We start from the raw sequence: 23,991 nt of genomic DNA on the forward strand, positions 1-23,991 counted from the left end.
TAGCATGAAGACATATTCTGGCACGTATTCGCATTGGGCAAGCCGCGGCGCGTGGCATACGCTCTGGCCCATCGTCTTCAATCGGCAATGGCAATGCATGTAGCAATCGTGGGAGCGGGGGTGGTAGGCATGACCACGGCGTGGCGGCTGGCCAGCGAAGGGCACGAGGTCACGGTGCTCGAGCGCCGCGATGGCCCCGGCGAGGAAACGAGCTTCGCCAACGGCGGCCAGCTCAGCTACAGCTATGTGGCGCCGCTGGCCGGGCCGGGCGTGCTGTCGAAGGTGCCGGGCTGGCTGCTGCGGCGCGACTCGCCGATGCGCTTCCGGCCGAGCCCCGATCCCGCGCAATGGCGCTGGCTGCTGGCCTTCGCGCGCGCCTGCAATGCGGGCGCAAGCGACGCCACCACGCGCAAGCTGCTGCGGCTCGCTTTCCATTCGCGCGACCTGATGCAGGCGTTCGTGCATGGCGACGAAGCCTCCCGGGGCGGCGCGGGCGGACATGTGCCCGGTTACCGCGACGGCAGCGGTTTCGATTTTGCGCGGCGCGGCAAGCTGATCGTGCATCGCGACGCGGCCGCCTTCGATGCCGCGCGCCGTCTGCTCGACTATCAGGCGAGCCTCGGGTGCGAGCAGATCGCGCTCGACCGGGACGCGTGCGTGGCACTGGAGCCCGCGCTCGAACGCATTCGCGGCGATATCGCGGGCGCGATCCACACGCCGAGCGAGGAAGTGGGCGATTGTCATCGCTTCTGCGTGGCGCTGGCCCGATTGCTGCAAGGGAGGGCCAACGTGCGGTTGCGCTTCGGCACGCGCGTGACCGGCCTCAAGCGCGCGGGCGTCAATGGCGATACCCGCAATACGAGAATCGTCGGCGTGCATACGGCCGACGGCGATGTCGATGCGGACGCGGTCGTCGTGGCCGGCGGCATCGGCAGCGTGCCGCTGCTGCGGCCCGCGGGGGTGCGGCCGATGCTCTGGCCGCTCAAGGGGTACAGCATCACGGTGCCGATCGCGGACGGCACGCGCGCGCCGCATATCAGCGTGACGGACTTCGCGAACAAGATCGTCTACGCGCGTATCGGCAACACGCTGCGCGTGGCCGGCATGGCGGACCTCGTGCGTGGGGGCCCGACCATCGACGGCGAACGCGTCGCGGCCCTGGCCGCGCAGACGCAGGCGGTGTTCGGCATCGGCGGCGCGGACGATACCGCGGCGTTGCAGCCGTGGGCCGGTTTGCGTCCCGCCACGCCGAGCGGCCTGCCGCTGATCGGCGCATCGCGCGTGCCGGGCCTGTGGCTCAACATCGGCCACGGCGCGCTGGGTTTCACGCTGGCCATGGGCAGCGCGAGCCTGCTCGCCGACGCGATGGCGGGACGCCGGAGCGCGATCGACGCGCACGATTTCGATGCCACGGTGGCGTGACGCCGCGCCACCGGGCCGCCAGGAGTTTGTATTTGCAGTGCAAAGACGTGCCACCAAAGACGGTGCCACTAAAGACGTGCCACTAAACCAAGCCCCATCCAAGGAGCGAACCATGAAGAAACTGCCTGCCTCCCATCTGCCGCGCCGCGTGCTGGTCACCGCTGCGCTCGCCCTCGCCGCTGCCGGTGCGCAAGCCGCCGATGGCGATACGCTGAAGAAGATCAAGGAAACCGGCGTGATTTCGCTGGGTCACCGCGAATCGTCGATCCCGTTCTCCTATACCGATGGCAAGGAGGTCATGGGCTACTCGCAGGACATCATGATGATGATCGTCGACAAGGTGAAGGCCGACCTGAAGATGCCGAACCTGCAGGTCAAGCTCACGCCGATCACTTCGCAGAACCGCATTCCGCTCGTGCAGAACGGCACCATCGACATCGAGTGCGGCAGCACGACGAACAACCTCGAACGCCAGAAGCAGGTCGCGTTCTCGAACAGCATCTTCATCTACGGCATTCGCATGCTGACGAAGAAGGACTCGGGCGTGAAGTCGTTGGACGACCTCAAGAACAAGAACGTGGTCACGACCGCCGGCACCACGGGCGAGCGGCTGCTCGTGAAGATGAACGGCGAGAAGGCCATGAACATGAACCTGATCAGCACCAAGGATCATGGCCAGTCGTTCCTGATTCTCGAGACCGGCCGCGCCGCCGCGTTTGTCATGGATGAACCGCTGCTGTACGGCGAGCGCACCAAGGCCAAGAACGCGAACGACTGGGTGGTCGCGGGCGAGCCGCTGCAGGTCGAAAACTACGCGTGCATGTTCCGCAAGGACGACGCCTCGTTCAAGGCGCTCGCCGATGGCGTGGTGGCGGACCTCCAGAAGAGCGGCCGTGCCGAGAAGCTGTACAACAAGTGGTTCATGCAGCCGGTGCCCCCGCGCGGCATCAACCTGAACTACCCATTGTCGGACGACATGAAGGCGCTGTTTGCCTCCCCGAACGACAAGGCGTTCCAGTAAGCCTGACCGGACGGCGGGCCGTGGCAACCGATCCGGTGTGCTGGAGCGGTTATATAGCCATGATGAATCGTTATTTCGCGATCGATAGGGTTTGCGGTAGTGTTGCGTGCGTTGTAGGCTCGATGTGATCCTGCAACGCCGCCGCTGGGCACAATAACTACAGCACGACACTACCTGATACTGGAGAAGATATGCGATCGATTCGAAGCGGCCTGTTCTCGTCCCTGCTGGCGGTGGCGCTGGCCACCGGCGCCGCGCTGACCGCCACGGCCGCGAGCGCCGCCGACTTGCTGGACTCGGTCAAGCAGGCCGGCGTGCTCAAGATAGGTATCGAGGGCACCTATCCGCCGTTCGGCTATCGGGGCGCCAAAAACGAACTCGAAGGCTTCGATGTGGACGTTGCCCGCGCCGTCGCCGGCAAGCTGGGCGTCAAGCCCGAGTTCGTCACCACCGAATGGAGCGCGATCATTGCCGGCCTGCAGGCCGGCAAGTTCGACATCATCGTCAACCAGGTCTCGGTCACGCCGCAGCGCAGGCAGGCGCTCGACTTCTCCACGCCATACGTCTACTCGGCCGCGCAGCTGATTCAGCGCAAGGACGACAAGCGCGAGTTCAAGTCGCTCGAGGACCTGAAGGGCCACAAGCTCGGCGTCAGCCTTGGCAGCAACTACAACGACCTCGCTAAGTCGGTGCCGGGCATCGATGTGAAGACGTACCCCGGCGCGCCGGAATACCTGCGTGACCTCGCCTCGGAGCGCGTCGACGCGGCGCTCAACGACCGCCTGATGGTCAATTACCTGATCAAGAACGCCAACCTGCCGTTGCGCCCGGGCGCGGTGGTGCCCGGCGCCAGCTCGGAAGTCGCGATCCCGTTCCGCAAGGACAATCCGAAGTTCTCCGCCGCCATCGACAAGGCGCTGGAAGACCTGCGCAAGGATGGCACGCTCGCGAAGCTGTCCACCAAGTGGTTCGGCTCGGACGTGACCAAGGCCGCCGGCAAGTAAGGGCACCAAGTATCGCCACCAAGTAACGCCACAAGTAACACCAGTCGTCCAACGGGCCCTCCCGCCGCGCGCATCGTAGCGCGGGGGAGGGCCTTGTCGCAGGTATGATCGCGGCAACCGCCTTTCGCCCCTACACTCCATGTCCGCTCTCACGCTCGTCGCCGATTCGTTGCCGATCCTGTTACAGGGGGCATTGCTCACGCTCAAGTTCGCGGTGCTGTCGATGGTCTTCGGGCTGGTCATCGGCGTCGTGGTCGCGCTGATGGGCATCAGCCATTCAAGAGCCCTGAATGCGGTCTCGCGGACATACGTCAGCATCATGCGCGGCACGCCGCTGCTGGTGCAGATCTTTGTGGTGTATTACGGCCTGCCCGGGGTGGGCATCGCACTGGAGCCCACGCCCGCGGGCGTGCTCACGCTGAGCCTCAATGTGGGCGCGTATCTGTCGGAGAGCATGCGCGGCGCGATTCTGGGGATTTCGCGCGGCCAGTGGATGGCGGCCTACAGCCTTGGCCTGACGCCCGCGCAGACGCTGCGCTACGTGGTCGGTCCGCAGGCCCTGCGGCTCGCCGTGCCGAGCCTGTCCAACAGCCTGATCAGCCTGATCAAGGACACGTCGCTCGTCTCGGTCATCACCGTCACGGAGTTGCTGCGCACCGCGCAGGAGATCATCGCGGCCACGTATCAGCCGCTGCCGCTCTATCTGGCCGTGGCGGCCATCTACTGGGTATTGAGTACGGCGTTGTCGTTCCTGCAGCGCGGCCTCGAGCGACGTCTGTCGCTGCCGGGCCGTCACTGACAGGAACGGGAGGCGAGGGCGGGTCAGCCCTCGGTGATGCGCTTCTCGATATGGCCCAGCGCTTCCTCGACCTGATCCACGAGAATCAGGCACAGGTCGCCGGGCTGCAGTGCCGCCAGACCCGTATCGATGGCCAGGAACTCGCCACGTATCTCGTCCACGCGTGACGTGCGTTGCGCGCCCTGGAGGCCCTCGCGCAGCAGCGCGAGCACCTCGCCGTCTTCGCGGCCACGCTGGCACTGGTCCTGATACAGCACGACGTTGTCGAACACGCCGCCGAGGATCTGCGTCTGACGGCGGATGTCTTCGTCGCGGCGGTCGCCCGCGCCGCTGATCACGACCACGCGGCGCCTGGCCGGGATCGATTCCACCGCGTTGCACAGCGCCTGGATCGCGTCGGGATTGTGGCCGTAATCGGCGATCAGCGTCGCGCCGTTGTAGTCGAACACGTTGAAGCGTCCCGGCGCGGTGGCCGCGTCGTTGACGAACGTGGCAAGGCCGCGGCGGATGACCGCCCAGTCGATGCCCAGCGCCCACGCGGCCGCGATGGAAGACATCGCGTTCTCCACCTGGAAGCCGATGCTGCCGTTGCGCGTCAGCGGAATGTCCGCCAGCGCGATGCGCACCTGCGTCTCGCCTTCGGACGCGACGATCTCCGCGCCATCGACGAACACCACGCGGCGGCCCTGCGCCCGGTGGAGCGCCATCGTCGGCAGGTTCGGATCATGCGCGAAGAACGTTACCGTGCCCGGGCAGGCGTCGGCCATGCGCGCGACCATCGGGTCGGCGGCATTGAGCACCGCCATGCCGTGGGGCGCGACGTTCTGCACGATCACGCTCTTCAGCACGGCAAGATCTTCCACCGTGCTGATGTACGACAGGCCGAGGTGATCGCCTTCGCCGACGTTGGTCACCACCGCCACGTCGCAGCGGTCGAACGCCAGACCTTCGCGCAGCAGGCCGCCGCGCGCTGTTTCAAACACGGCCGCGTCGACATCGGGATGCAGCAGCACGTTACGCGCGCTGCGCGGGCCGCTGCAATCGCCGGTGTCGATGCGTTCGCCCTGGATATACACGCCGTCCGTGCCCGTCATGCCCATGCGCAGTCCGCTGGTCGCCAGCAGATGCGTGATCAGGCGGACCGTGGTGGTCTTGCCGTTCGTGCCCGATACCGCGACGACCGGAATGCGGCCATCGTCGCCGTCGGCGAACATCGTCGAGATGATGGCTTCGCCGACCGCGCGGCCCTTGCCATACGATGGCTGCAGGTGCATGCGCAGGCCCGGTGCCGCGTTAACTTCGACGATACCGCCGGCTTGTTCCTCGAACGGCTTGAGCATCGTCTCGCAGACCGCGTCGACGCCGCAGATGTCGAGGCCGACCATCTGCGCGGCCGCCACCGCGCGCGCGGCGATATCCGGATGGACGTCGTCGGTCACGTCGGTCGCGCTGCCGCCCGTGGACAGGTTCGCGTTGTTACGCAGCACCACGCGGGTGCCGTTGGCGGGCACCGACTCGGCGGTCAGTCCTTGCTTGGCCAGCACGGCCAGCGCGATATCGTCGAAGCGGATCTTGGTCAGCGACGTCGCATGGCCTTCACCACGGCGCGGATCGCTGTTCACGGTCTCCACGAGCTGGCGCACGGTGTGGACGCCATCGCCGATGACCTGCGGCGGATCGCGGCGCGCGGCGGCGACGAGGTGCTTGCCGACCACGAGCAGCCGGAAGTCATGGCCGGGAATGTAGCGCTCGACGATCACGTCGGACGAAATATCGGAGGCCACCTCGTAGGCGGTCATCACTTCCTCGCGCGTGCGGATGCGCACGGCCACGCCCTTGCCCTGGTTGCCGTCGCGCGGCTTGACCACGACGGGCGCGTCGATCTCCTGCGCGGCCGCCCACGCTTCCTCGGCGCTGCGCACCGAACGGCCGCGCGGCACGGGAACGCCGGCCGCATGCAGCAGGCTCTTGGTCAGTTCCTTGTCCTGGGCGATGGACTCGGCCACGGCGCTCGTCAGGTCGGTCTCGGCGGCCTGGATGCGGCGCTGCTTGCTGCCCCAGCCGAACTGGACCATCGAGCCCTGCGTCAGGCGGCGGTACGGAATGCCGCGTGCCACGGCCGCATAGACGATGGAGCCCGTGCTGGGGCCGAGGCGCACGTCCTCGTCGAGTTCGCGCAGGCGGTGCAGCGCGTCCTCGAGGTCGAACGGCGCATCGTCGCGCGCGGCAAGAATCAGTTGCTCGGCCAGCGAAAACGCGAGGCGGCCCACGTCCTCTTCGCTGTATTCCACGACCACCTGATAGGTGCCGGGCTCCACGGTCGGCGCGGTATTGCTGAACGTGACCGGGCAGCCCGCGGCGGCCTGCAGGCGCAGCGCGGCCACTTCCAGCGCGTGCGCGACCGAAGGCGAGCCGGTTTCGTCGTCGGGCCGCAGCGGACCGATGGCGGGGAAGCGCGCGCGCAGGCGGTCTTCGAAGCCGGGCAGTTCCGCCAGCAGGTGCGAGGCGTCGGAGCATGCCACGATCGCCTCGATCGCGGTATGCCGGCACCAGAGATTCGGGCCGCGCAGGGCCCGGATGCGAGAGACTTCCATAGAATCGCTTATCCGTTGTTCTATCCGGCGCCGCTCAATGGCGGCGCCCGCCGCGGCCGAGCCACTGGTGCACGAGTTCCACTGCCGATTCGGTCGAGGCCTCGTCGCACTGGAGCACCAGCAGGTCGCCGGCCACGAGCTGCGACAGCGCCGACTCGATGGCCGCGCGGCGGCCGCCTTCGTCGATGATCTTCGTGACGCGCCGGCCCTCGTACAGGCCCTTGCGCAGGAGCGCGCGCGCCTCGGTGTCGGGCAGGTCGCGCCGCACGCTGTGATCCTCGCAGAGGAACACGCGGTCGAACGTCTTGCCGATGATCTTGCCCTGACGCACGAGGTCTTCGTCACGGCGCTGCACGCCCGCGCCGAACACCAGCATGCGGCGCTCGGACGGGAAGCGGTCCAGCGCGGCCGCCAGTGCCTCCAGCGCCGGCGCGTTGTGCGCGTCATCCACGATCACGGTGGCGCCGTTGCGCTCGAACAGCGTGAAGCGGCCCGGCACGTCGACCTGGCCAACGTCGAACGTCACCACGCCCGCGCGGATCAGGTCGTTGGAGATGCCCAGCGCCCAGCCCGTCGCGATCGCGGCCAGCACGTTCTCCACCTGGAAGGCCACACGGCCCGCATAGGTCAGCGGAATTGCTGCCACATCCGTCAGCGCGGTCTCGCTGGCGCCCGTGGCAAGCACGACCTTGCCGTCGCGGACGTACACGGCCCGCTTGCCCGCGGCACGATGCGTGGCAATCGCGGGCAGGTCCGACGACAAACCGAAGAAGATCACGTCGCCGTCGCACAGCTCGGCCATCTCCGCCACGCGCGGATCGCGTGCGTTCAGCACGGCCACGCCGTCCTTCAGCACCACGTCCACCTGCGTGCGCATCACGCTGACCATGCGGTCGATGTCCTCGACGTAGTAATCGTCGAGGTGATCGGGTTCGTCGATGTTCGTCACGACGCCGACCTGGCAGCGGTCGTACGCGAGGCCTTGGGAGAGGATCGCGCCGCTGTCGTTCTCGAACACGGCGGCTTCCACCGCGCGGTTCATCAGGATGCGCTGGCCGGCGTCCCAGTTGGCCTGATCGCCGCGCTCCACCTGGCGGCGGTCGAGGAACAGGCCGTCGCTGCAGGCGAGGCCCGTATGCTTGCCCGAGAGCTGCAGCAGACGCGCGACGATGCGCGCGACCACGGTCTTGCCGTTGGTGCCCGTGATGCCGACCACCGGAATGCGGCCGTCATCGACCACGCCGTTCTGCTCGCGGAACAGGTGATCGACGATCGCGCGGCCCACCGGGCGCGGCGTGCCGTCGGCCGGCTTGATGTGCATCAGCAGGCCGGGGCCCGCGTTGACCTCGACGATCGCGCCGCCTTGCTCGGCCAGCGGTCGCGAGATGTCCTGCGCCACGAGGTCCACGCCGGCGATATCGAGGCCCACTACCCGCGCGGCCAGCGACGCATGCGCGGCGACGCTCGGATGCACGCGGTCGGTGACGTCGAACGCCACGTTGCCGTTGCGCTGGATCAGGATGGTCTTGCCCGCGGGCGGCACGGAGTCGCCGTCCACGAGGCCCTGGCGGCGCAGCTCGAGGCGCGCGGCCGAATCCAGGCGCACGCGGTTCAGCGGATGATCCTCGGTGCTGCCGCGGCGCGGGTCGGAATTGATCTGCGATTCGATGAGTTCGTCGATGGTCGACTTGCCGTCGCCGACGACGCTCGCGGTTTCGCCCATCGCGGCGGCCACGAGGCGGCCCCCCACCACGAGCAGGCGATGCTCGTTGCCGGGCACGAAGCGTTCGACGATCACGCCGCCGCCTTCGTCGATGGCCACCGCGTAGGCGGTCTCCACTTCCTCGCGCGTCATCAGGTTCGTGAACACGCCACGGCCATGGTTGCCGTCGTACGGCTTGACCACCACCGGCACACCGATGTCGGTGGCCGCGTCCCATGCATCCTCGGCGCTCTCGACCATGCGGCCTTCGGGCACCGGCACGCCGCACGACTGGAGCAGACCCTTGGTCAGATCCTTGTCGCGAGAGATGCTTTCCGCGATCGCGCTGGTGCGATCGGTCTCGGCCGTCCAGATGCGGCGCTGGCGCGCACCGTATCCAAGTTGAACCAGATTGCCATCCGAGAGTCGGAGAGAGGGAATGTCGCGATCGTCGGCGGCATCGACGATGCATGCGGTGCTCGGCCCGAGGCAATGTTCCTCGACGAGGTCGCGCAGTGTTTCGACGGCGGCGGGCACGTCGAAGGGGCGGTCTTCGATCGCGGCCATCACGAGGTCCCGCGCGGTGAACAGCGCGGCGCGCGTGACTTGCTCATGCCACGCGCGGACGATGACCTTGTAGACGCCCCGGACCGGGGTTTCGCGGGCCTTGCCAAAACCGCCGGGCATGCCGGCGAGGTTCTGCAGTTCCAGGGTCACGTGCTCGAGGATGTGGCCGGGCCACGTACCCTCCTTGAGCCGCTGCAGGAATCCGCCGCGTTCGCCGATGCTGCATCGATGTTCGATCAGTGTCGGCAGCCACGTGGACAGCCGCTCGTAGAAGCCTGGAATCTTGTTGGACGGAAAATCCTCCAACTCCCCGATATCGACCCACGCCTCGAGCACTGGCCGATATGTCCACATATTCGGGCCGCGCAGTGACATGACATCGAAAATCTCAATGTCCTTCTTTTTCATCGATTTAGCGATTTAGCTTTAGGCTGTTGGGCGGATGCCCACGAATGGAAAGCCTAACCTTTCAGTAACGTTACAACGAAACATTCGTTGACGCTTGTGACCCCGTGCGGCCTTGTGCAGTGCACAAGCGCACCCGCCCGTTTGCGTTATGTATACTTGCGGGCAAAATTGCGGGCCGCCAGCGGCCGCCCGCGCCAATTTGTTTCAAGTTATGTCTGTCTTTGACGTATTTTGCGCGTCATTCGGACGCTATCTGCGCCACAACGCGCGTCAACAATGACCCAGCTTTCCCCGTCAGTCCCTCCATCTTCCGGCATGCAAAGCGTGTGGGAGACCGAACTCGACGCGACCCCCGGCACGCTGGAACCCGGCGAGACGATCCTGGCCGGACTGAGGCTGGATCTCGACGAGCGGCTGCATTTTACCCAAGGGTGGGTGATTGTCACGGATCGCCGCGTGATCGCGCGCGCCCCCGGTGAAACGGCCGTTTCGGCGTGGACCATCGCGCCCGGCCTGTCGCTCACCCACGTCGACCATGCCGGCGTCGGCACGCTTGAGCTCGTCAACGATGCGGGCCGGCTGGCACGGTGGCGCTACACGCTTGGTTACAATCCCGACGCGCTGCGGCTGGCCGACCAGTTCGACGCGCGCCGCGACCTGCTCGTCACGGGCCTTGCCCCCGCCGCAAGCGACGTCGACGTGTGCCCAAGCTGCAAGGCGCCGCTGCCGCCCGGCGAGGACGAATGCCCGCAATGCAGCCGCGATCTCGAGGCGCCGCCGTCCACATGGGCGCTATTGCGGCTCTGGCGCTTCGCGCGCCCGTATCGCTTCGAGTTGCTCACCGGCTTCCTGTTGACGCTGTTCGGCACGGCCGCCACGCTGGTGCCGCCGTACCTGACCATGCCGCTGATGGACAAGGTGCTGATTCCCTACCAGAACGGCGTGCCCATCGACTACGGCCTCGTCTCGATGTACCTCGCGGGACTGCTTGGCGCGGCTCTTACCGCGTGGGGCCTCGGCTGGGCCCGCACGTATCTGCTGGCGCGCGTGTCCGAGCGCATCGGCGCGGACCTCCGCACCACCACGTACGAGCACCTGCTCAAGCTGTCGCTCGAGTATTTCGGCGGCAAGCGTACCGGCGACCTGATGGCGCGCATCGGCTCGGAAAGCGATCGCATCTGCGTCTTCCTGTCGCTGCACCTGCTGGACTTCGCGACCGACGTGCTCATGATCGCGATGACCGCGATCATCCTCATCTCGATCAACCCCTGGCTGGCGCTGGTCACGCTCGTGCCGCTGCCGTTCATCGCGTGGATGATCCATCTGGTGCGCGACCGCCTGCGTCACGGCTTCGAGAAGATCGACCGTATCTGGTCCGAGATCACCAACGTGCTGGCCGACACGATTCCGGGCATCCGGGTGGTGAAGGCATTCGCGCAGGAGAAGCGCGAGGTCGAGCGTTTCCGCGAAGCCAACAAGCACAACCTCGCCGTCAATGACCGCGTCAACGCGGTGTGGTCGCTGTTCACGCCGACCGTCACGCTGCTGACCGAAGTGGGCCTGCTCGTTGTGTGGATCTTCGGCATCTGGCAGGTATCGCGCAACGCCATCACGGTGGGCGTGCTGGTCGCGTTCCTCACGTACATCAGCCGCTTCTATACGCGTCTCGATTCGATGAGCCGCATCGTCTCCGTCACGCAGAAGGCCGCCGCCGGCGCCAAGCGGATCTTCGACATCCTCGACCACGTGTCGAGCGTGCCGGAACCGACGCGTCCGCAGCATCTGGAGAACGTGAAGGGGGCGATCGAGATGCGCGATCTCGGCTTCCGCTATGGCAACCGCGCGGTCATCCGCGGACTCGACCTCTCGATCGCGCCGGGCGAAATGATCGGCCTCGTGGGCCATAGCGGCTCGGGCAAGAGCACGCTGGTCAATCTGATCTGCCGGTTCTACGACGTGTCCGAAGGCGCGATTCGCGTCGACGGCATCGACATCCGTTCGCTGCCCGTGTCCGAATACCGCCGCCATATTGGCCTCGTGCTGCAGGAGCCGTTCCTGTTCTTCGGCACCATCGCCGACAACATCGCCTACGGCAAGCCCAACGCCACGCGCGAGGAAATCGTCGCGGCCGCGCGCGCCGCACATGCGCACGAGTTCATCCTGCGCCTGCCGCACGGCTACGATTCCCTGGTGGGCGAGCGCGGGCAGGCCTTGTCCGGTGGCGAGCGCCAGCGCATCTCGATCGCCCGCGCGCTGCTGATCGACCCGCGCATCCTGATCCTCGACGAGGCGACGTCTTCGGTGGACACGGCAACCGAGAAGGAAATCCAGAAGGCGCTCGACAACCTCGTAAAGGGCCGCACCACCATCGCGATCGCGCACCGCCTGTCGACGCTGCGCAAGGCCGATCGTCTCGTCGTGATGGATCGCGGTCAGATCGTGGAGGTGGGCAGCCACGACGAGCTGATGCCGAAGGAGGGCGCTTACTACAAGCTCTACCAGGCGCAGCTGCGCAATGTGGATGGCGAGGACGACGCGATCGGCGGCGGCAGCGAGGGCACGCTCGGCGAGCAGGCCGTGGCGCCCGAACCCGCGGGCGCCAAATAAATCGCGATGACGACTATGCAGAGCAACGACTTTACCCTCACGCGTAACCGCTTTGGCCGTCTGGTCATGACCCTCGCCGACGGCACCACGCACGAAGGCGTGATCCCCGTGCGCGCATTCCCGATCGCCGCGCCGGACGACGGCGTCGGCATGGTCAGTACGGAAGGGCGTGAACTTGCATGGATTCCGCGGCTGGACGCGCTGGCCGCGAACGAGCGGGAACTGATCGAACGCGAACTCGCGAGCCGCGAGTTCATGCCCGAGATCCAGCGCATCGTCGGGGTTTCGACGTACGCCACCCCGAGTACGTGGACCGTGCGCACGGATCGGGGCGAGACCGCGCTGGTGCTGCGCGGGGAGGAAGATATCCGCCGGCTGTCGGGCAGCACGCTGCTGATCTCCGACAACCACGGCATCCACTACCTGATTCGGGACCTGTTCAAGCTGGACAAGGCCAGCCGCAAGATCCTCGATCGCTTCCTGTAAGCGGGCTTCGGCCCGTCAGTGCAGCACGCGCGGCGACGGGCCGTCGCCATCGCCCTCGGCGGCCTCGTCTCCGTCGTCGCCATCGTCCGCGCCGTCTTCCGTATCCTCGTCCCAGTCCTCGTGCAGGACAGGCGTGTCCGCCGCGAGGTCCCACACCATCGAGTGCACGCGCACCGTGAACCATTCGCGGAACATCGCCAGCGTCAGTTCCTTGGGCCACAGCGCATCGGTGAACCACTCGCCGAGCATCAATTCGAAAAACGAGCGCCAGCGCGCCTCGACCCATTTGACCGTGGTCTCGACGTCGTCGGCAAACTCGGGGGGGACGAGGAACACGGTCTCGTCCTCGCGCACGGCTTCGAGCGTGAGCGTTTCAATCGGGTCGGGATCGACCGCCAGGATCCAGTCGAGGAACGGTTGCTCGGGGACGAGCATGACGGCGGCGCGATTGATGGAAAAACGAGGGTGGTCGTGCATGATCTCAGGCCGCGGGCGAATTCAGGCGTCTATTGTAGCCGCGCGCCGGTAGGCCGGAAGCGCGGCGCGTTCTGTTGTGCAGAGCAAAAGTCCTCAATGCCTGTTGCGTGCGCAGAACGGTTCGCAATACGTGCCTTTTTGGTGGGATCGTGCCGCGCTTATAATGGCCCGGCGTTTTTTCCGGAGTGAGGGTCACTGTCCCGGGCGGTATGTCCGCATCGGGCCGGAGAAAGCGCTGGCTGGCGCGGAACGAGCCTGCGAACCATTCGCACACCGACGCCTCGCCAGGCCACCGGTATGACGTGAATAACAAAAAGCGAGGTCAGTATGAGTTTCAAATTGACGGGTGTCGCCCTGGCATCGGTATCGGCTCTCCTGCTGTCGGCATGCGCGGACATGCAGATGGGCGCGAAGGATGCCAAGACAGTTGCCACCGGTTCCGCCGCGGGCAGCACGACGCAGAACGCGAACACCGGACTCCAGCGCTGCGACGCACCGCTCGGCACCGTTTCCATCATCGAGGACACTTCCGCTCCCTGGTACGGCATCCTCACCGGGCAATACAAGCTCGGCAGCACGGTGCCCGTGCTCAAGCTGCTGGTCCAGCAATCCAACTGCTTCGTCGTGGTTGATCGCGGCCGCGGTCTCGACGCCGCGATGTCGGAGCGCGCGCTCAACCAGACCGGTGAACTGCGCAAGACGTCGAAGATGCAGAAGGGGCAGATGGTGGCGGCCGACTACACCGTCAGTCCGACCATTACCTTCGCCGCCAACGACACCGGTGGCGGTGGCGCTTCGCTGCTCAACTATGTGCCTCACGTGGGCGGCATCCTCGCCGGCGTCGCCGGCAGCATGAAGAGTTCGGAAGCGTCGACGCTGCTGACGCTCGTCGACAACCGCTCCAGCGTGCAGCTCGCTGCCGCCGAAGGTTCGGCGAAGAACATCGACTACGGTCTGCTCGCCGCGTTCGCCAGCGACAACTCGCGCGGCCGCGCGGGCGCGTACTCGAACACGCCGCAGGGCAAGGTCGTGGTGGCGGCCTTCACCGACTCGCTCAACAACCTCGTCGCGGCCGTCAAGCAGTACAAGGCCCAGAACGTGAAGGGCGGTCTCGGCGCCGGCGGTCAGCTGAAGGTGAACTGACGGTCCACGAAGCTCCACCGAGGGTCAACCGAGCGTCAGTTGGCCCTCTGGCAATCGAAGGTCCGGGATTACAATGCACGGCATGCGTCGATCTCTCATGCCGTGCCTTGCCGCGTCTCTGCTGACCGCGGCAGTCCTACCCCTTCCCAGCCATGCCGCGGGCGAGCCTGCGGCGGGCGAACGCGTCTTCACGAGCAAGTGCGCGTCGTGCCATCGCGTGGGCCCGAACGCACGCGGCGGCTTCGGCCCGCAGTTGAACGGCATCGTCGGCCGCCAGGCCGGCAGCGCGAGCGATTACCGCTACTCGGACGCCATGAAATCCGCCGGCTTCGCCTGGTCGGAGGAGCGCCTGCGCGCGTTCATCAAGTCGCCGGGCAAGGTCGTGCCGGGCAACAAGATGCTCTTCTGGGGCATGCGCGACGACAAGGACATCGACGACCTGCTTGCGTACTTGCGCACGTTCCCTTGAGCGCAGGCATACGCCGGCCTCAGCCTCGGCCGCGCGGCGTCAGCAGGTCCGCAAGCCCGACGTTACGGAACAGCTCGGCCCGCACGCGATCTGCCACGCCGTTGACGATCTCCGCGCCGTCCTGCGACGGGTCCACATGCACGCGGAACGGCCGCTTGCCATGCGGCAGCCCCACCACGCGCACGATCTCGCGCGCCACCGCCTCGGGATCCGCATCGGCAGGCTCGAGGCTCGCCAGTCCCTTCAGCGCCTGCTCCGCGACGCCCGCGTAAGGACCTTCCTCGTACTCGGCCACGATATGCGCATCGGCCGGCTTGCCCGAATGCGCGAAATGATTGGTGCCCTTCGTGAAGGCGCCCGGCACCATGATCGTGGTCTCGATGCCCCAGCGCGAGAGTTCGGACGCGTACGACACCGCGAGCGCGTCCATCGCCGCCTTGGCCGCGAAGTAGGGCGCAAGGAAGGGCGGCGTGCCGCCACGCGTCGATGACGACCCGACCCACAGCAGCAACGCCTTGCCCTGCTTGCGCAGATACGGCAGCGCCGCGCGATTCACGCGCTGCGCGCCCAGCACGTTCACGTCGTACTGCTGGATCATCTGCTCCGGCGTGAACGCTTCGGCGGGACCAAAGACCATATGGCCCGCGTTGTGCACGATCACGTCGAGGCGGCCGGCATCGGCGAGCACGTGCGCGATCGCGCCGGCGACGGACGCTTCCGATTGCACATCGAGTTCGACGCTGCGCAGGTCGGCATCGTTGTTCTCGGACCACTGCGCGATCTCCGCGACGCGGGTTGCATTGCGGCCCGCGGTTTCACGCATCGAGGCATACACGGTGTGGCCAGCCTTGGCCAGCGCCCGCGCCGTCATGAGGCCGAAGCCCGACGATGCACCGGTAACGAGGATGGTGTGAGACATGATGATTCTCCATGGGTTGGGTCGTTGCATGAGAGGGGACAGGTTCAGCGGGCGGCGTCCTGCATGGCGTCTTGCTGGGCGTCTTGCACGATGGCGCGATACAACGAACGCCCCGCGTCGAGGTGCCGCCCGAATGCAAACCGCCGCGCGAGCATGTCGTCCATCTGGTCTCGCGCGATATGCATGACGTAGCTGTGCTCGGTGGCCACGAGCGCGAACGGCTGCACGCCGAGCAGATCCTGATCGAACCATTTGCCCGGATCGGCGTGGCGGCTCGACACGATGTGATCGCCCACGCGCAGCGTCCAGCCGCCATCGAGCAACACCCAGTAGCCGGCACTGGCGTCGGGGTGGCCGGGCCGCGTGCTGCTGGCGATGGTCCCGCCCGGCCGCACTTCCCACTCGCGGGAATGCGCGATGACCCAGCGCAGTTGGTCGGTGTCGAGCCCGGTGAAGAACGGCGTGTGCCGCAGCAGATGCAGATACGTGATGGAGGGTGTCATGGTCGGTTTCTCCGGGGTTGGCATCGCGTGTCCTTCGGGTGTCGGTTGGCGTGAAACCCATTCTGGACTGTTCGCCGGAAAAGATAATCGCTGCTATATTGCGATCACAATTCCATTTGCTTTAACTATCCGCCGCACGTGTGCTTATGGACCGCTTCAAGGAAATGCAGGTATTCGTCCGCATCGCGGACCGCAACAGCTTCACGCTGGCGGCCGAAGATCTCGACATCCCGCGCGCGACGGTGACCAACCTGATCAAGCGCCTCGAGGCAAGAATCGGCGCGCGCCTGCTCGAACGCACGACCCGTCAGGTCCGCCTGACGCACGACGGGGAGGCGTACTACTACCGCTGCGTCCGCCTGCTCACCGATCTCGAAGAAACCGAAAGCGCGTTCCGGGACGCGCCGCCGAAGGGCCTGCTGCGCGTGAATATGCAGGGCACGCTCGCCAGACATTTCGTCATGCCGGCGCTCGGCGATTTCATGCAGCAATACCCCGACATCTCGCTCCGCGTCAGCGAGGACGACCGCCTCGTTGACCTCGTGCGCGAGGGCATCGACTGCGTGCTACGCGCGGGCGTCCTGCGCGACTCGTCGCTGATCGGCAGGCAGGTCGCATCGATGCCGCAGGTCACGGTGGCCAGCCCCGCGTACCTGAAGGCCCACGGTACCCCCGGAACGCTCGACGATCTGAGCACGCACCGGATGGTCAGTTACCTGTCGAGCGCCACGGGCCGCCCCGCCACCCTCGACTTCACGGTCGGCAAGGAGATCATCGCCCGCCGCCTCGATGCCCGCATCGCCGTCACGGGCGCCGACCTCTACACCGGCGCGGCCCTGTCCGGCCTCGGCCTGATCCAGGTTCCCCGATACCGGATCGCCACCGAACTGGCCCAATCCCGCCTCCGCATCGTCCTCCCGAACCATCCACCCCCGCCGATGCCCGTCTCGGTCCTCTACCCCCAGAACCGCCAGCTCTCGGCACGGGTCCGGGTATTCGCCCAATGGCTGGCACAACGGTTCGCCGAGGCGGGGTGAGGGTTTGATGGTAATGCAATTGCATTGACATGGTAAGGCAGTTGCATTACCATGCGCGGCATCTGTGCCTCATGCCCCCGAGAGACCCATGCCCGCAACCATCGAAGTCGAGTCCACGCTGACCGATCGCTATCAAACCACGGTGCCCGAGACGGTGAGGCGTGCGCTGGGGCTCGGGAAGCGGGACAAGATCCACTACAGCATCCGCGCCAGCGGCGAAGTCGTTCTGACGCGCGCAGAGGCCAGCGAAGGGGAAGACCCGGTGCTTGAACACTTCCTGAATTTTCTGGAGCGCGACATCGCACGCCACCCGGAACGCGTTCGCCCAGTGGACGCGGCATTCGTGGCGCGTCTGCAATCGCTCGTTGGCAGCGTCAACGTCGACCTCGACGCGCCGCTGTCGGAAGACGATGAATGAGCCGGGGCAGTGCTATCTCGCTCGTGGTCCATGGCTGGTCGGTCTACGCGCATCCGCTATTCGTCGCGCAGGTGGAAGCGCTGACGGACGAGGTCGATGCCCTCAGGCAAAAGGACCCCACGGGCTACACCAAGAAGAACGCCACCAAACGTTTGGCAGCGATTCATTCGCTAGCCTTCGACGTCATCCCGCAGGACCCGACGCGGCCTGAATACCGTCAGGGCGGTACGCTCGGCGCGGCGCGCAAACATTGGTTCCGGGCCAAATTCTTCCAGCAATACCGCTTGTTCTTCCGCTATCACGCAGCCAGCAAGATCATCGTGCTCGCGTGGGTCAACGACGACGCGAAGCGCGCCTACGAGAGTGGCGACGATGCGTATCGGGTGTTCCGCAAGATGCTCGAAAACGGTCACCCGCCGGATGATTGGGATCAACTGCTGGCAGAGGCGCGTCAGGCAGTGCCCGGGTGACGCCCGTGGGATGTGCGAAGAAGAAACGCGCGAATACCGACCAAATAAAAAACCCCAGAAACTTTCGTTTCTGGGGTTTTTGTTACTTCGCGATGATTTTCAGTCGGGGTAACTGAAATCAAATATCTGGTGGAGCCGGCGGGAATCGAACCCGCGTCCGCAAGCCCTCCACAGAGAGTTCTACATACTTAGTTCTGTCATTTGATTTAACCGGCGCATCGCGGACGAACACGCTCTACGACGGCGAGTCACTAAGTTTTCGTCCCCCGGCCCGTGACACTCCGGGGGCTTATCTGACGTCAATGACCTCGCGTGGTCTTGCGACCCTAGCCCGTCAGCGAGCCAGTGCGAGGACGGCGGCCCTTAGGCTGCCAGTGCGTAACGTTCGTCGTTAGCAGTTATTGCATTCCCATTGATTAACGAGGTGACGGGTCCTCGGTATGCCCTCACTGCTTCGCAACCCACGTCGAAACCAGGTCGGCCCCAGTAAAGAGAAGACGGATTGTACCCGCTTCAGTTCCCTATGTGTGGACATGTCCGCCCAGATCAAGGGCGGCTGGCACATTTCAGGAAAGCGCGAGCAGGGGGAGGAGTTCGCGCGGGTGGTGGATGAGGTAGTCCGCGCCCCATGCCTCGGGCGGCACGCCTTCGCCGCAATACCCATACGCGGCCGTCACGGTGGTCATGCCCGCGGCCTTGCCCGCCTGGATGTCGCGCAGGTCGTCGCCGACGTACACGCAGCGAGCCGGCGCCACGCCGCTCACCTCGGCCGCGTGCAGCAGTGGGGCGGGGTGCGGCTTCGCGTGCGGCGTGGTGTCGCCGCTGACGATGGCCGAGGCGCGGGGCGTCAGGCCGATCTTCGCGACCAGTGGCACCGTGAAGCGCGCGATCTTGTTGGTCACGATGCCCCAGCGGATATCGGCGGCCTCGAGGCGGGCGAGCACGTCGTCCATGCCCTCGAACAGCCGTGTATGCACCGCGATGTCCGCCTCGTAATAGTCGAGGAACGTGTCGCGCAACGCGGGGAATTCAGGATCTTCAGGCCGCTTGCCGAACGCGGCGCCAATCAGGCCCCGCGCGCCGTGCGAGGCCACGGGACGTAACGTTTCATACGGCACGGGCGGATGACCGTGCTCGACCACGAGCCGGTTGGCGGCGGCCGCGAGATCCGGCGCGGTGTCGGCCAGCGTCCCGTCGAGGTCGAAGAAGACAGCGTCGAAGGATCGCATGGGTCTCAGCCGTGACGACGGAACGCCATCATGTAGTTTACGTCGGTGTCCTTGCCGAGCGCATAGACCTGCGTCAGCGGGTTGTAGGTCATGCCGCGCATCTCGACGAGTTCGAGGCCGACGTTGCGGGCGAATCGCGCGAGTTCGGACGGTGTGATGAACTTGTCGTAGTCGTGCGTGCCGCGCGGCAGCATGTTGAGGACGTACTCGGCGCCGAGAATCGCCAGCGCGTACGCCTTCAGGTTGCGGTTGATCGTTGAGAAGAACACCAGACCGCCCGGTTTCACGAGTGTGGCGCACGCGCGCACGATCGACTGGGGATCGGGCACGTGCTCCAGCATCTCCATGCAGGTCACCACGTCGACGCTGCCGGGAATGCGCGCGGCCAGATCTTCCACCGGGATTTCTTCGTAGGTCACCGCCACGCCGGATTCAAGGCTATGCAGGTCCGCCACCTTGAGCGCCTTGGACGAGAGGTCGATACCGCGCACGGTAGCCCCCGCGCGCGCCATGCTCTCCGACAGGATGCCGCCACCGCAGCCCACGTCGATGACCTGCTTGCCCGCCAGCCGCGCGATGCCATCGATCCAGCCCAGGCGCAGCGGGTTGAGCTCGTGCAGCGGTTTGAACTCGCTGTTCGGATCCCACCAGCGGTGGGCAAGCTCGCTGAACTTGTCGATCTCCTTCGGATCCGCATTGCGGCCGGAGGCGTGAGAGGAGGCGGGTGTGGCGATGGACGAAGGCGACATCGGGCTGGGTAATGGGGAATTCGGGGCTACTGTACCAAAAAAGCCGGGGCGAAAAAAAAGCCCAGCTTTCGCTGGGCTTTCTTCATCGGAAAAAATCCGATTAACGTGCGCTGCGCGTACCGACCACTTCCACTTCCACGCGGCGGTTCGGCTGCTGGCAGGCGATCTGAGCGGTGCGGTTGCCCTTGCACGACTTCGGATCGACCTTCAGCTGACGCTTGCCCTTGCCTTCGGTGTAGACGCGGTTGGCTTCCACGCCCTTGCTCACCAGGTAGGCCTTGACGGACTCGGCACGACGGATCGACAGACGATCGTTGTAGCGGTCCGAACCGAACGAGTCGGTGTGGCCAACGGCGATGATCACTTCGAGGGTGATGCCTTGCAGCTTCGAGACCAGATCGTCCAGCTTGGCCTTGCCTTCGGGCTTCAGAACAGCCTTGTCGAAGTCGAACAGCGTGTCAGCAGCGAAGGTGACCTTCTCGCTCGACACCACCGGTGCTGCCGGAGCCACCGGAGCCGCCGGAGCGGGTGCCGCGGCCGGGGCCAGGGCGCCATCGCACAGGGCGTTTGCCGTAGCCGGGGTCCAGGAGCTGTCGCGCCAGCAGAGCTCGTTCGTGCCGTTCTTCCACACGTACTCGCTCGTACCGTTGCCCCAGTTGTCGTTCACTGCCTTCTTTTCGTAGGGAACGGATTGGGCTTGAGCGGATGCAGCCATTACTGCGGTAGCTGCAACGAGCGCGAGCTTGGCAAATTTTTTCATATTTCTCCTCTCAGGATGAGATCACCGCAGGGTTACTGCGAGCAAATGGACGAAAACAAGTCATACATTCTTCGGAGTATAACATTCTCGATGTGGCGGATGCTCCACTTCGAACAACGTCTGGCTCTTCGCTGGGGAATTGTGCCACAAGGCTCGTTTCCTAAGAAGTAAATATATTCGATTCAACCAAGGCGTTTTAGGCCTGTGGTGTTTGTGCAACATCGCACTTGCGATGCCCGCAAACCCTTGTCCCGTCTGGCTTGCCGGCGATGGAGGGTACACACCCGAAGGCCGCCGGCGAGCCTGTGGAAGGGGGGCGGGGAGGGGTGTTCGCGCGTGATAGAATGGCGCGTTGCCCATCCCTCGCAGGCCGGTCTTCCGGCCGGCGGGATTCGGGCTTCATTCGCTTAAACCTGCCGCATAACCACGCCGCAATGGATCAATTCGCCAAAGAAACTCTTCCGGTATCGCTGGAAGAGGAAATGCGCCGCTCGTACCTGGATTACGCCATGAGCGTTATCGTCGGGCGCGCGCTGCCCGATGTCAGGGACGGCCTGAAACCAGTACACCGACGCGTGCTCTATGCGATGCATGAGCTCAATAACGACTGGAACCGCCCGTACAAGAAGTCGGCGCGTATCGTCGGGGACGTGATCGGTAAGTATCACCCGCACGGCGATACCGCGGTTTATGACACGATCGTCCGCATGGCGCAGAATTTCTCGCTGCGCTACATGCTCGTGGACGGTCAGGGCAATTTCGGTTCGGTCGACGGCGATAACGCCGCGGCCATGCGTTATACGGAAATCCGCCTGTCGAAGATCGCGCATGAAATGCTGCAGGATATCGACAAGGAAACCGTGGATTTCGAACCGAACTATGACGGTTCGGAAAAAGAGCCCGGTATTCTGCCCGCGCGAATTCCGAATTTGCTGATCAATGGCTCGTCGGGTATTGCGGTCGGTATGGCGACCAATATCCCGCCGCATAACCTGAATGAGGTGGTGGATGCCTGCCTGCATCTGCTGCGTAATCCCGATGCGACCGTCGACGACCTGATCGAGATCGTGCCGGCGCCCGATTTCCCGACGGCCGGCATCATTTACGGCATTCAGGGCGTCCGCGAGGGCTACCGTACCGGCCGGGGCCGCGTCGTCATGCGCGCCCGGACGCACTTCGAGGATATCGACCGCGGCCAGCGCCAGGCGATCATCGTGGACGAACTGCCGTACCAGGTGAACAAGCGCACGCTGCTCGAGCGCATCGCGGAGCTGGTCACGGAGAAGAAGGTCGAGGGCATTTCGGATATCCGCGACGAGTCTGACAAGTCCGGCATGCGCGTGGTCATCGAGCTCAAGCGCAACGAAGTGCCGGAGGTCGTGCTCAACAACCTCTATAAGAATACGCAGCTGCAGGACACGTTCGGCATGAACATGGTCGCGCTGGTCGATGGCCAGCCGCGCCTGCTGAATCTGCGCCAGATGCTGGACGCGTTCCTCTCGCATCGCCGCGAAGTGGTCACGCGCCGCACCGTGTTCGAACTGCGCAAGGCGCGCGAGCGCGGCCACGTGCTGGAAGGCCTCGCCGTCGCGCTGGCGAATATCGACGAGTTCATCGCGATCATCAAGGCTGCCCCGACGCCGCCGATCGCGAAGCAGGAGTTGATGGCCAAGGCATGGGACTCGAGCCTTGTGCGCGAGATGCTTGCGCGTGCCGAGAGCGATACCGCCGGCGGCCGCGCATCGTATCGCCCCGATGGCCTGCCCGCCGTGTTCGGCATGCAGCCCGACGGCCTGTACCGCCTGTCCGACGGCCAGGCGCAGGAAATCCTGCAGATGCGCCTGCAGCGCCTCACGGGCCTGGAGCAGGACAAGATCGTTCAGGAATACCGCGAGGTGATGGCGGTCATCGCCGATCTGCTCGATATCCTGGCGCGCCCGGAACGTATCACTACGATCATCTCCGACGAGCTCACCGCGATCCGCGGCGAATTCGGCGACGAGCGGCGCTCGCAGATCGAGCTCAACGCGACCGAACTCGATACCGAGGACCTGATCACTCCGCAGGACATGGTCGTGACGCTGTCGCACAGCGGCTATATGAAGAGCCAGCCGATCTCCGAGTACCGCGCGCAGAAGCGTGGCGGCCGCGGCAAGATGGCGACGGCGACCAAGGAAGACGACTGGATCGACACGCTGTTCGTCGCGAACACGCATGACTACATCCTGTGCTTCTCCAACCGCGGCCGCCTCTACTGGCTGAAGGTTTATGAAGTGCCGCAAGGCTCCCGCAACGCGCGCGGCCGTCCGATCGTTAACATGTTCCCGCTCTCCGAGGGCGAGAAGATCAACGTGATTCTGCCGGTACGCCAGTTCGACGCCGAGCATTTCGTGTTCATGGCCACCGCGCGCGGTACCGTGAAGAAGACCGCACTCACCGAATTCTCGAATCCGCGCAAGGCCGGCATCATCGCGGTCGACCTCGACGAGGGCGACTACCTGATCGGTGCCGCCGTGACGGACGGCCAGCACGACGTGATGCTGTTCTCGGACGCGGGCAAGGCCGTGCGTTTCGACGAAAACGACGTGCGTCCGATGGGCCGTCAGGCCCGTGGCGTACGTGGCATGAACCTCGATGAAGGCCAGACGGTGATCGCGATGCTCGTGGCGCCGGCCGAGAATGCCGAGGGTGAGAGCGCCGAGGGTGCCGAAGGCGCCGCCGTCGCGTCCGTCGGCAGCGTGCTGACCGCGACGGAGAACGGCTATGGCAAGCGTACCCCGATCGCCGAGTACACTCGACACGGCCGTGGCACCAAGGGCATGATTGCGATCCAGACCAGCGAGCGTAACGGCCGTGTGGTGGCTGCCGCACTGGTGTCGCCGGAAGACGAGATCATGCTCATCACCACCGGTGGCGTGCTGATCCGCACGCGTGTGGCCGAGATCCGCGAGATGGGCCGCGCGACGCAGGGTGTGACGCTGATCAACGTGGACGAGGGCACGCGGCTCTCCGGACTGCAACGCATCGTCGAGAGCGACGCCGACAACGGTGGCGCGGACGAAGCCGAGGCAACCGAAGGGGATAGCGGCGCCGATGGTGCGCCCGACGCGAGCGCGGAGTCGTAATTTTCTGGGTTATCGCGTTGTTATCGCCCGGAAGTTATCGCAATTCTCCGTAAATCGTAATCAGATGAAACAGTGGCTCGAC

The 23,991-nt window shown here is 65.4% G+C and carries 20 protein-coding genes and 1 other RNA gene; 12 read left to right on the forward strand and 9 right to left on the reverse strand.

The window, feature by feature from the left end; translation table 11 throughout:
- The first annotated feature begins 93 nt into the window (after positions 1-93).
- From KHP16_RS16670 to KHP16_RS16685, 4 genes are all read left to right on the forward strand, one after another.
- Positions 94-1,422, forward strand: coding sequence for a D-amino acid dehydrogenase (locus KHP16_RS16670; RefSeq protein WP_211960702.1), 1,329 nt, complete (start codon positions 94-96; stop codon positions 1,420-1,422).
- A gap of 112 nt (positions 1,423-1,534) precedes the next feature.
- On the forward strand, positions 1,535-2,443 hold the full coding sequence (locus tag KHP16_RS16675) for a glutamate/aspartate ABC transporter substrate-binding protein (RefSeq protein WP_109580365.1): 909 nt from the start codon (positions 1,535-1,537) through the stop codon (positions 2,441-2,443).
- A 191-nt stretch (positions 2,444-2,634) separates the two neighbouring features.
- Positions 2,635-3,447, forward strand: a complete 813-nt coding sequence (locus tag KHP16_RS16680; RefSeq protein ID WP_109580366.1) for a transporter substrate-binding domain-containing protein — start codon at positions 2,635-2,637, stop codon at positions 3,445-3,447.
- A gap of 139 nt (positions 3,448-3,586) precedes the next feature.
- Positions 3,587-4,246 (forward strand): amino acid ABC transporter permease, encoded by a 660-nt coding sequence (locus KHP16_RS16685; RefSeq protein WP_115952669.1) that lies wholly within the window; start codon positions 3,587-3,589, stop codon positions 4,244-4,246.
- A 23-nt stretch (positions 4,247-4,269) separates the two neighbouring features.
- Here the strand turns inward: KHP16_RS16685 and cphA (KHP16_RS16690) are convergent, their stop codons facing one another.
- Positions 4,270-6,840: a cyanophycin synthetase gene (cphA, locus tag KHP16_RS16690; protein ID WP_109580368.1), complete on the reverse strand. Its 2,571-nt coding sequence runs from the start codon at positions 6,838-6,840 to the stop codon at positions 4,270-4,272.
- Between the two features lie 34 nt (positions 6,841-6,874).
- Positions 6,875-9,517: a cyanophycin synthetase gene (gene cphA, locus KHP16_RS16695; protein ID WP_109580369.1), complete on the reverse strand. Its 2,643-nt coding sequence runs from the start codon at positions 9,515-9,517 to the stop codon at positions 6,875-6,877.
- Between the two features lie 276 nt (positions 9,518-9,793).
- On the opposite strand from cphA (KHP16_RS16695), the gene KHP16_RS16700 reads away from it, so the two are divergent.
- Together KHP16_RS16700 and KHP16_RS16705 are read left to right on the forward strand one after the other, a co-directional pair.
- A complete protein-coding gene (locus KHP16_RS16700; RefSeq protein WP_109580370.1) occupies positions 9,794-12,124 on the forward strand; it encodes a cyanophycin metabolism-associated ABC transporter in 2,331 nt (776 codons plus the stop codon).
- A 15-nt stretch (positions 12,125-12,139) separates the two neighbouring features.
- Complete coding sequence (locus KHP16_RS16705; protein ID WP_183084736.1) at positions 12,140-12,610, forward strand: cyanophycin metabolism-associated DUF1854 family protein; 471 nt, start codon at positions 12,140-12,142, stop codon at positions 12,608-12,610.
- Between the two features lie 15 nt (positions 12,611-12,625).
- Here KHP16_RS16705 and KHP16_RS16710 read toward each other — a convergent pair whose 3' ends face one another.
- Entirely contained in the window at positions 12,626-13,087 is a 462-nt protein-coding gene (locus tag KHP16_RS16710) for a hypothetical protein (protein WP_109580372.1), read from the reverse strand.
- Between the two features lie 327 nt (positions 13,088-13,414).
- Here KHP16_RS16710 and KHP16_RS16715 point away from each other — a divergent pair, with 327 nt between their 5' ends.
- Both KHP16_RS16715 and KHP16_RS16720 read left to right on the forward strand, forming a co-directional pair.
- Positions 13,415-14,230 carry a CsgG/HfaB family protein gene (locus KHP16_RS16715; protein WP_109580373.1) on the forward strand — a complete coding sequence of 272 codons (816 nt, stop codon included), beginning with the start codon at positions 13,415-13,417 and terminating at the stop codon, positions 14,228-14,230.
- 82 nt (positions 14,231-14,312) lie between these two features.
- Positions 14,313-14,699 (forward strand): c-type cytochrome, encoded by a 387-nt coding sequence (locus KHP16_RS16720; protein ID WP_109582583.1) that lies wholly within the window; start codon positions 14,313-14,315, stop codon positions 14,697-14,699.
- Between the two features lie 19 nt (positions 14,700-14,718).
- Here KHP16_RS16720 and KHP16_RS16725 read toward each other — a convergent pair whose 3' ends face one another.
- Both KHP16_RS16725 and KHP16_RS16730 read right to left on the reverse strand, forming a co-directional pair.
- Positions 14,719-15,618, reverse strand: coding sequence for an SDR family oxidoreductase (locus KHP16_RS16725; protein WP_109580374.1), 900 nt, complete (start codon positions 15,616-15,618; stop codon positions 14,719-14,721).
- Positions 15,619-15,662: 44 nt separating this feature from the next.
- Positions 15,663-16,121, reverse strand: coding sequence for a cyclic nucleotide-binding domain-containing protein (locus tag KHP16_RS16730; RefSeq protein ID WP_115952666.1), 459 nt, complete (start codon positions 16,119-16,121; stop codon positions 15,663-15,665).
- 146 nt (positions 16,122-16,267) lie between these two features.
- On the opposite strand from KHP16_RS16730, the gene KHP16_RS16735 reads away from it, so the two are divergent.
- The 3 genes from KHP16_RS16735 (at position 16,268) to KHP16_RS16745 (ending at position 18,046) form a co-directional block, all read left to right on the forward strand.
- The gene (locus tag KHP16_RS16735) at positions 16,268-17,158 is read left to right on the forward strand and encodes a LysR family transcriptional regulator (protein WP_109580376.1); all 891 of its coding nucleotides are present in this window, start codon (positions 16,268-16,270) and stop codon (positions 17,156-17,158) included.
- Positions 17,159-17,246: 88 nt separating this feature from the next.
- Positions 17,247-17,576, forward strand: coding sequence for a type II toxin-antitoxin system PrlF family antitoxin (locus tag KHP16_RS16740; protein WP_109580377.1), 330 nt, complete (start codon positions 17,247-17,249; stop codon positions 17,574-17,576).
- Positions 17,573-18,046: a type II toxin-antitoxin system YhaV family toxin gene (locus KHP16_RS16745; RefSeq protein WP_211960703.1), complete on the forward strand. Its 474-nt coding sequence runs from the start codon at positions 17,573-17,575 to the stop codon at positions 18,044-18,046. The genes KHP16_RS16740 and KHP16_RS16745 overlap by 4 nt, the downstream gene beginning before the upstream one ends.
- 127 nt (positions 18,047-18,173) lie before the next feature.
- Here KHP16_RS16745 and ssrA read toward each other — a convergent pair.
- The 4 genes from ssrA to ompA form a co-directional block, all read right to left on the reverse strand.
- Positions 18,174-18,531: a transfer-messenger RNA gene (ssrA, locus tag KHP16_RS16750) on the reverse strand.
- A gap of 81 nt (positions 18,532-18,612) precedes the next feature.
- Positions 18,613-19,275 carry a phosphoglycolate phosphatase gene (gene gph, locus KHP16_RS16755; RefSeq protein WP_115952663.1) on the reverse strand — a complete coding sequence of 221 codons (663 nt, stop codon included), beginning with the start codon at positions 19,273-19,275 and terminating at the stop codon, positions 18,613-18,615.
- Between the two features lie 5 nt (positions 19,276-19,280).
- Positions 19,281-20,024: a bifunctional 2-polyprenyl-6-hydroxyphenol methylase/3-demethylubiquinol 3-O-methyltransferase UbiG gene (gene ubiG, locus KHP16_RS16760; RefSeq protein ID WP_109580380.1), complete on the reverse strand. Its 744-nt coding sequence runs from the start codon at positions 20,022-20,024 to the stop codon at positions 19,281-19,283.
- 100 nt (positions 20,025-20,124) lie between these two features.
- Positions 20,125-20,784, reverse strand: a complete 660-nt coding sequence (gene ompA, locus KHP16_RS16765; RefSeq protein WP_109580381.1) for an outer membrane protein OmpA — start codon at positions 20,782-20,784, stop codon at positions 20,125-20,127.
- Between the two features lie 434 nt (positions 20,785-21,218).
- On the opposite strand from ompA, the gene gyrA reads away from it, so the two are divergent.
- Positions 21,219-23,909, forward strand: coding sequence for a DNA gyrase subunit A (gyrA, locus tag KHP16_RS16770; protein ID WP_211960704.1), 2,691 nt, complete (start codon positions 21,219-21,221; stop codon positions 23,907-23,909).
- Positions 23,910-23,991: the final 82 nt, after the last annotated feature.

Origin of the sequence: Cupriavidus plantarum (assembly GCF_905397285.1) — a bacterium.
GTDB classification, from domain to species: domain Bacteria; phylum Pseudomonadota; class Gammaproteobacteria; order Burkholderiales; family Burkholderiaceae; genus Cupriavidus; species Cupriavidus plantarum.

Bases quoted from the DNA above. Each gene is read 5' to 3' on its own strand.
- KHP16_RS16670 (WP_211960702.1), top strand. From the start codon at position 94: ATGCATGTAGCAATCGTGGGAGCGGGGGTGGTAGGCATGACCACGGCG.
- KHP16_RS16675 (WP_109580365.1), top strand. From the start codon at position 1,535: ATGAAGAAACTGCCTGCCTCCCATCTGCCGCGCCGCGTGCTGGTCACC.
- KHP16_RS16680 (WP_109580366.1), top strand. From the start codon at position 2,635: ATGCGATCGATTCGAAGCGGCCTGTTCTCGTCCCTGCTGGCGGTGGCG.
- KHP16_RS16685 (WP_115952669.1), top strand. From the start codon at position 3,587: ATGTCCGCTCTCACGCTCGTCGCCGATTCGTTGCCGATCCTGTTACAG.
- cphA (WP_109580368.1), bottom strand. From the start codon at position 6,840: ATGGAAGTCTCTCGCATCCGGGCCCTGCGCGGCCCGAATCTCTGGTGC.
- cphA (WP_109580369.1), bottom strand. From the start codon at position 9,517: ATGAAAAAGAAGGACATTGAGATTTTCGATGTCATGTCACTGCGCGGC.
- KHP16_RS16700 (WP_109580370.1), top strand. From the start codon at position 9,794: ATGACCCAGCTTTCCCCGTCAGTCCCTCCATCTTCCGGCATGCAAAGC.
- KHP16_RS16705 (WP_183084736.1), top strand. From the start codon at position 12,140: ATGCAGAGCAACGACTTTACCCTCACGCGTAACCGCTTTGGCCGTCTG.
- KHP16_RS16710 (WP_109580372.1), bottom strand. From the start codon at position 13,087: ATGCACGACCACCCTCGTTTTTCCATCAATCGCGCCGCCGTCATGCTC.
- KHP16_RS16715 (WP_109580373.1), top strand. From the start codon at position 13,415: ATGAGTTTCAAATTGACGGGTGTCGCCCTGGCATCGGTATCGGCTCTC.
- KHP16_RS16720 (WP_109582583.1), top strand. From the start codon at position 14,313: ATGCGTCGATCTCTCATGCCGTGCCTTGCCGCGTCTCTGCTGACCGCG.
- KHP16_RS16725 (WP_109580374.1), bottom strand. From the start codon at position 15,618: ATGTCTCACACCATCCTCGTTACCGGTGCATCGTCGGGCTTCGGCCTC.
- KHP16_RS16730 (WP_115952666.1), bottom strand. From the start codon at position 16,121: ATGACACCCTCCATCACGTATCTGCATCTGCTGCGGCACACGCCGTTC.
- KHP16_RS16735 (WP_109580376.1), top strand. From the start codon at position 16,268: ATGGACCGCTTCAAGGAAATGCAGGTATTCGTCCGCATCGCGGACCGC.
- KHP16_RS16740 (WP_109580377.1), top strand. From the start codon at position 17,247: ATGCCCGCAACCATCGAAGTCGAGTCCACGCTGACCGATCGCTATCAA.
- KHP16_RS16745 (WP_211960703.1), top strand. From the start codon at position 17,573: ATGAGCCGGGGCAGTGCTATCTCGCTCGTGGTCCATGGCTGGTCGGTC.
- gph (WP_115952663.1), bottom strand. From the start codon at position 19,275: ATGCGATCCTTCGACGCTGTCTTCTTCGACCTCGACGGGACGCTGGCC.
- ubiG (WP_109580380.1), bottom strand. From the start codon at position 20,024: ATGTCGCCTTCGTCCATCGCCACACCCGCCTCCTCTCACGCCTCCGGC.
- ompA (WP_109580381.1), bottom strand. From the start codon at position 20,784: ATGAAAAAATTTGCCAAGCTCGCGCTCGTTGCAGCTACCGCAGTAATG.
- gyrA (WP_211960704.1), top strand. From the start codon at position 21,219: ATGGATCAATTCGCCAAAGAAACTCTTCCGGTATCGCTGGAAGAGGAA.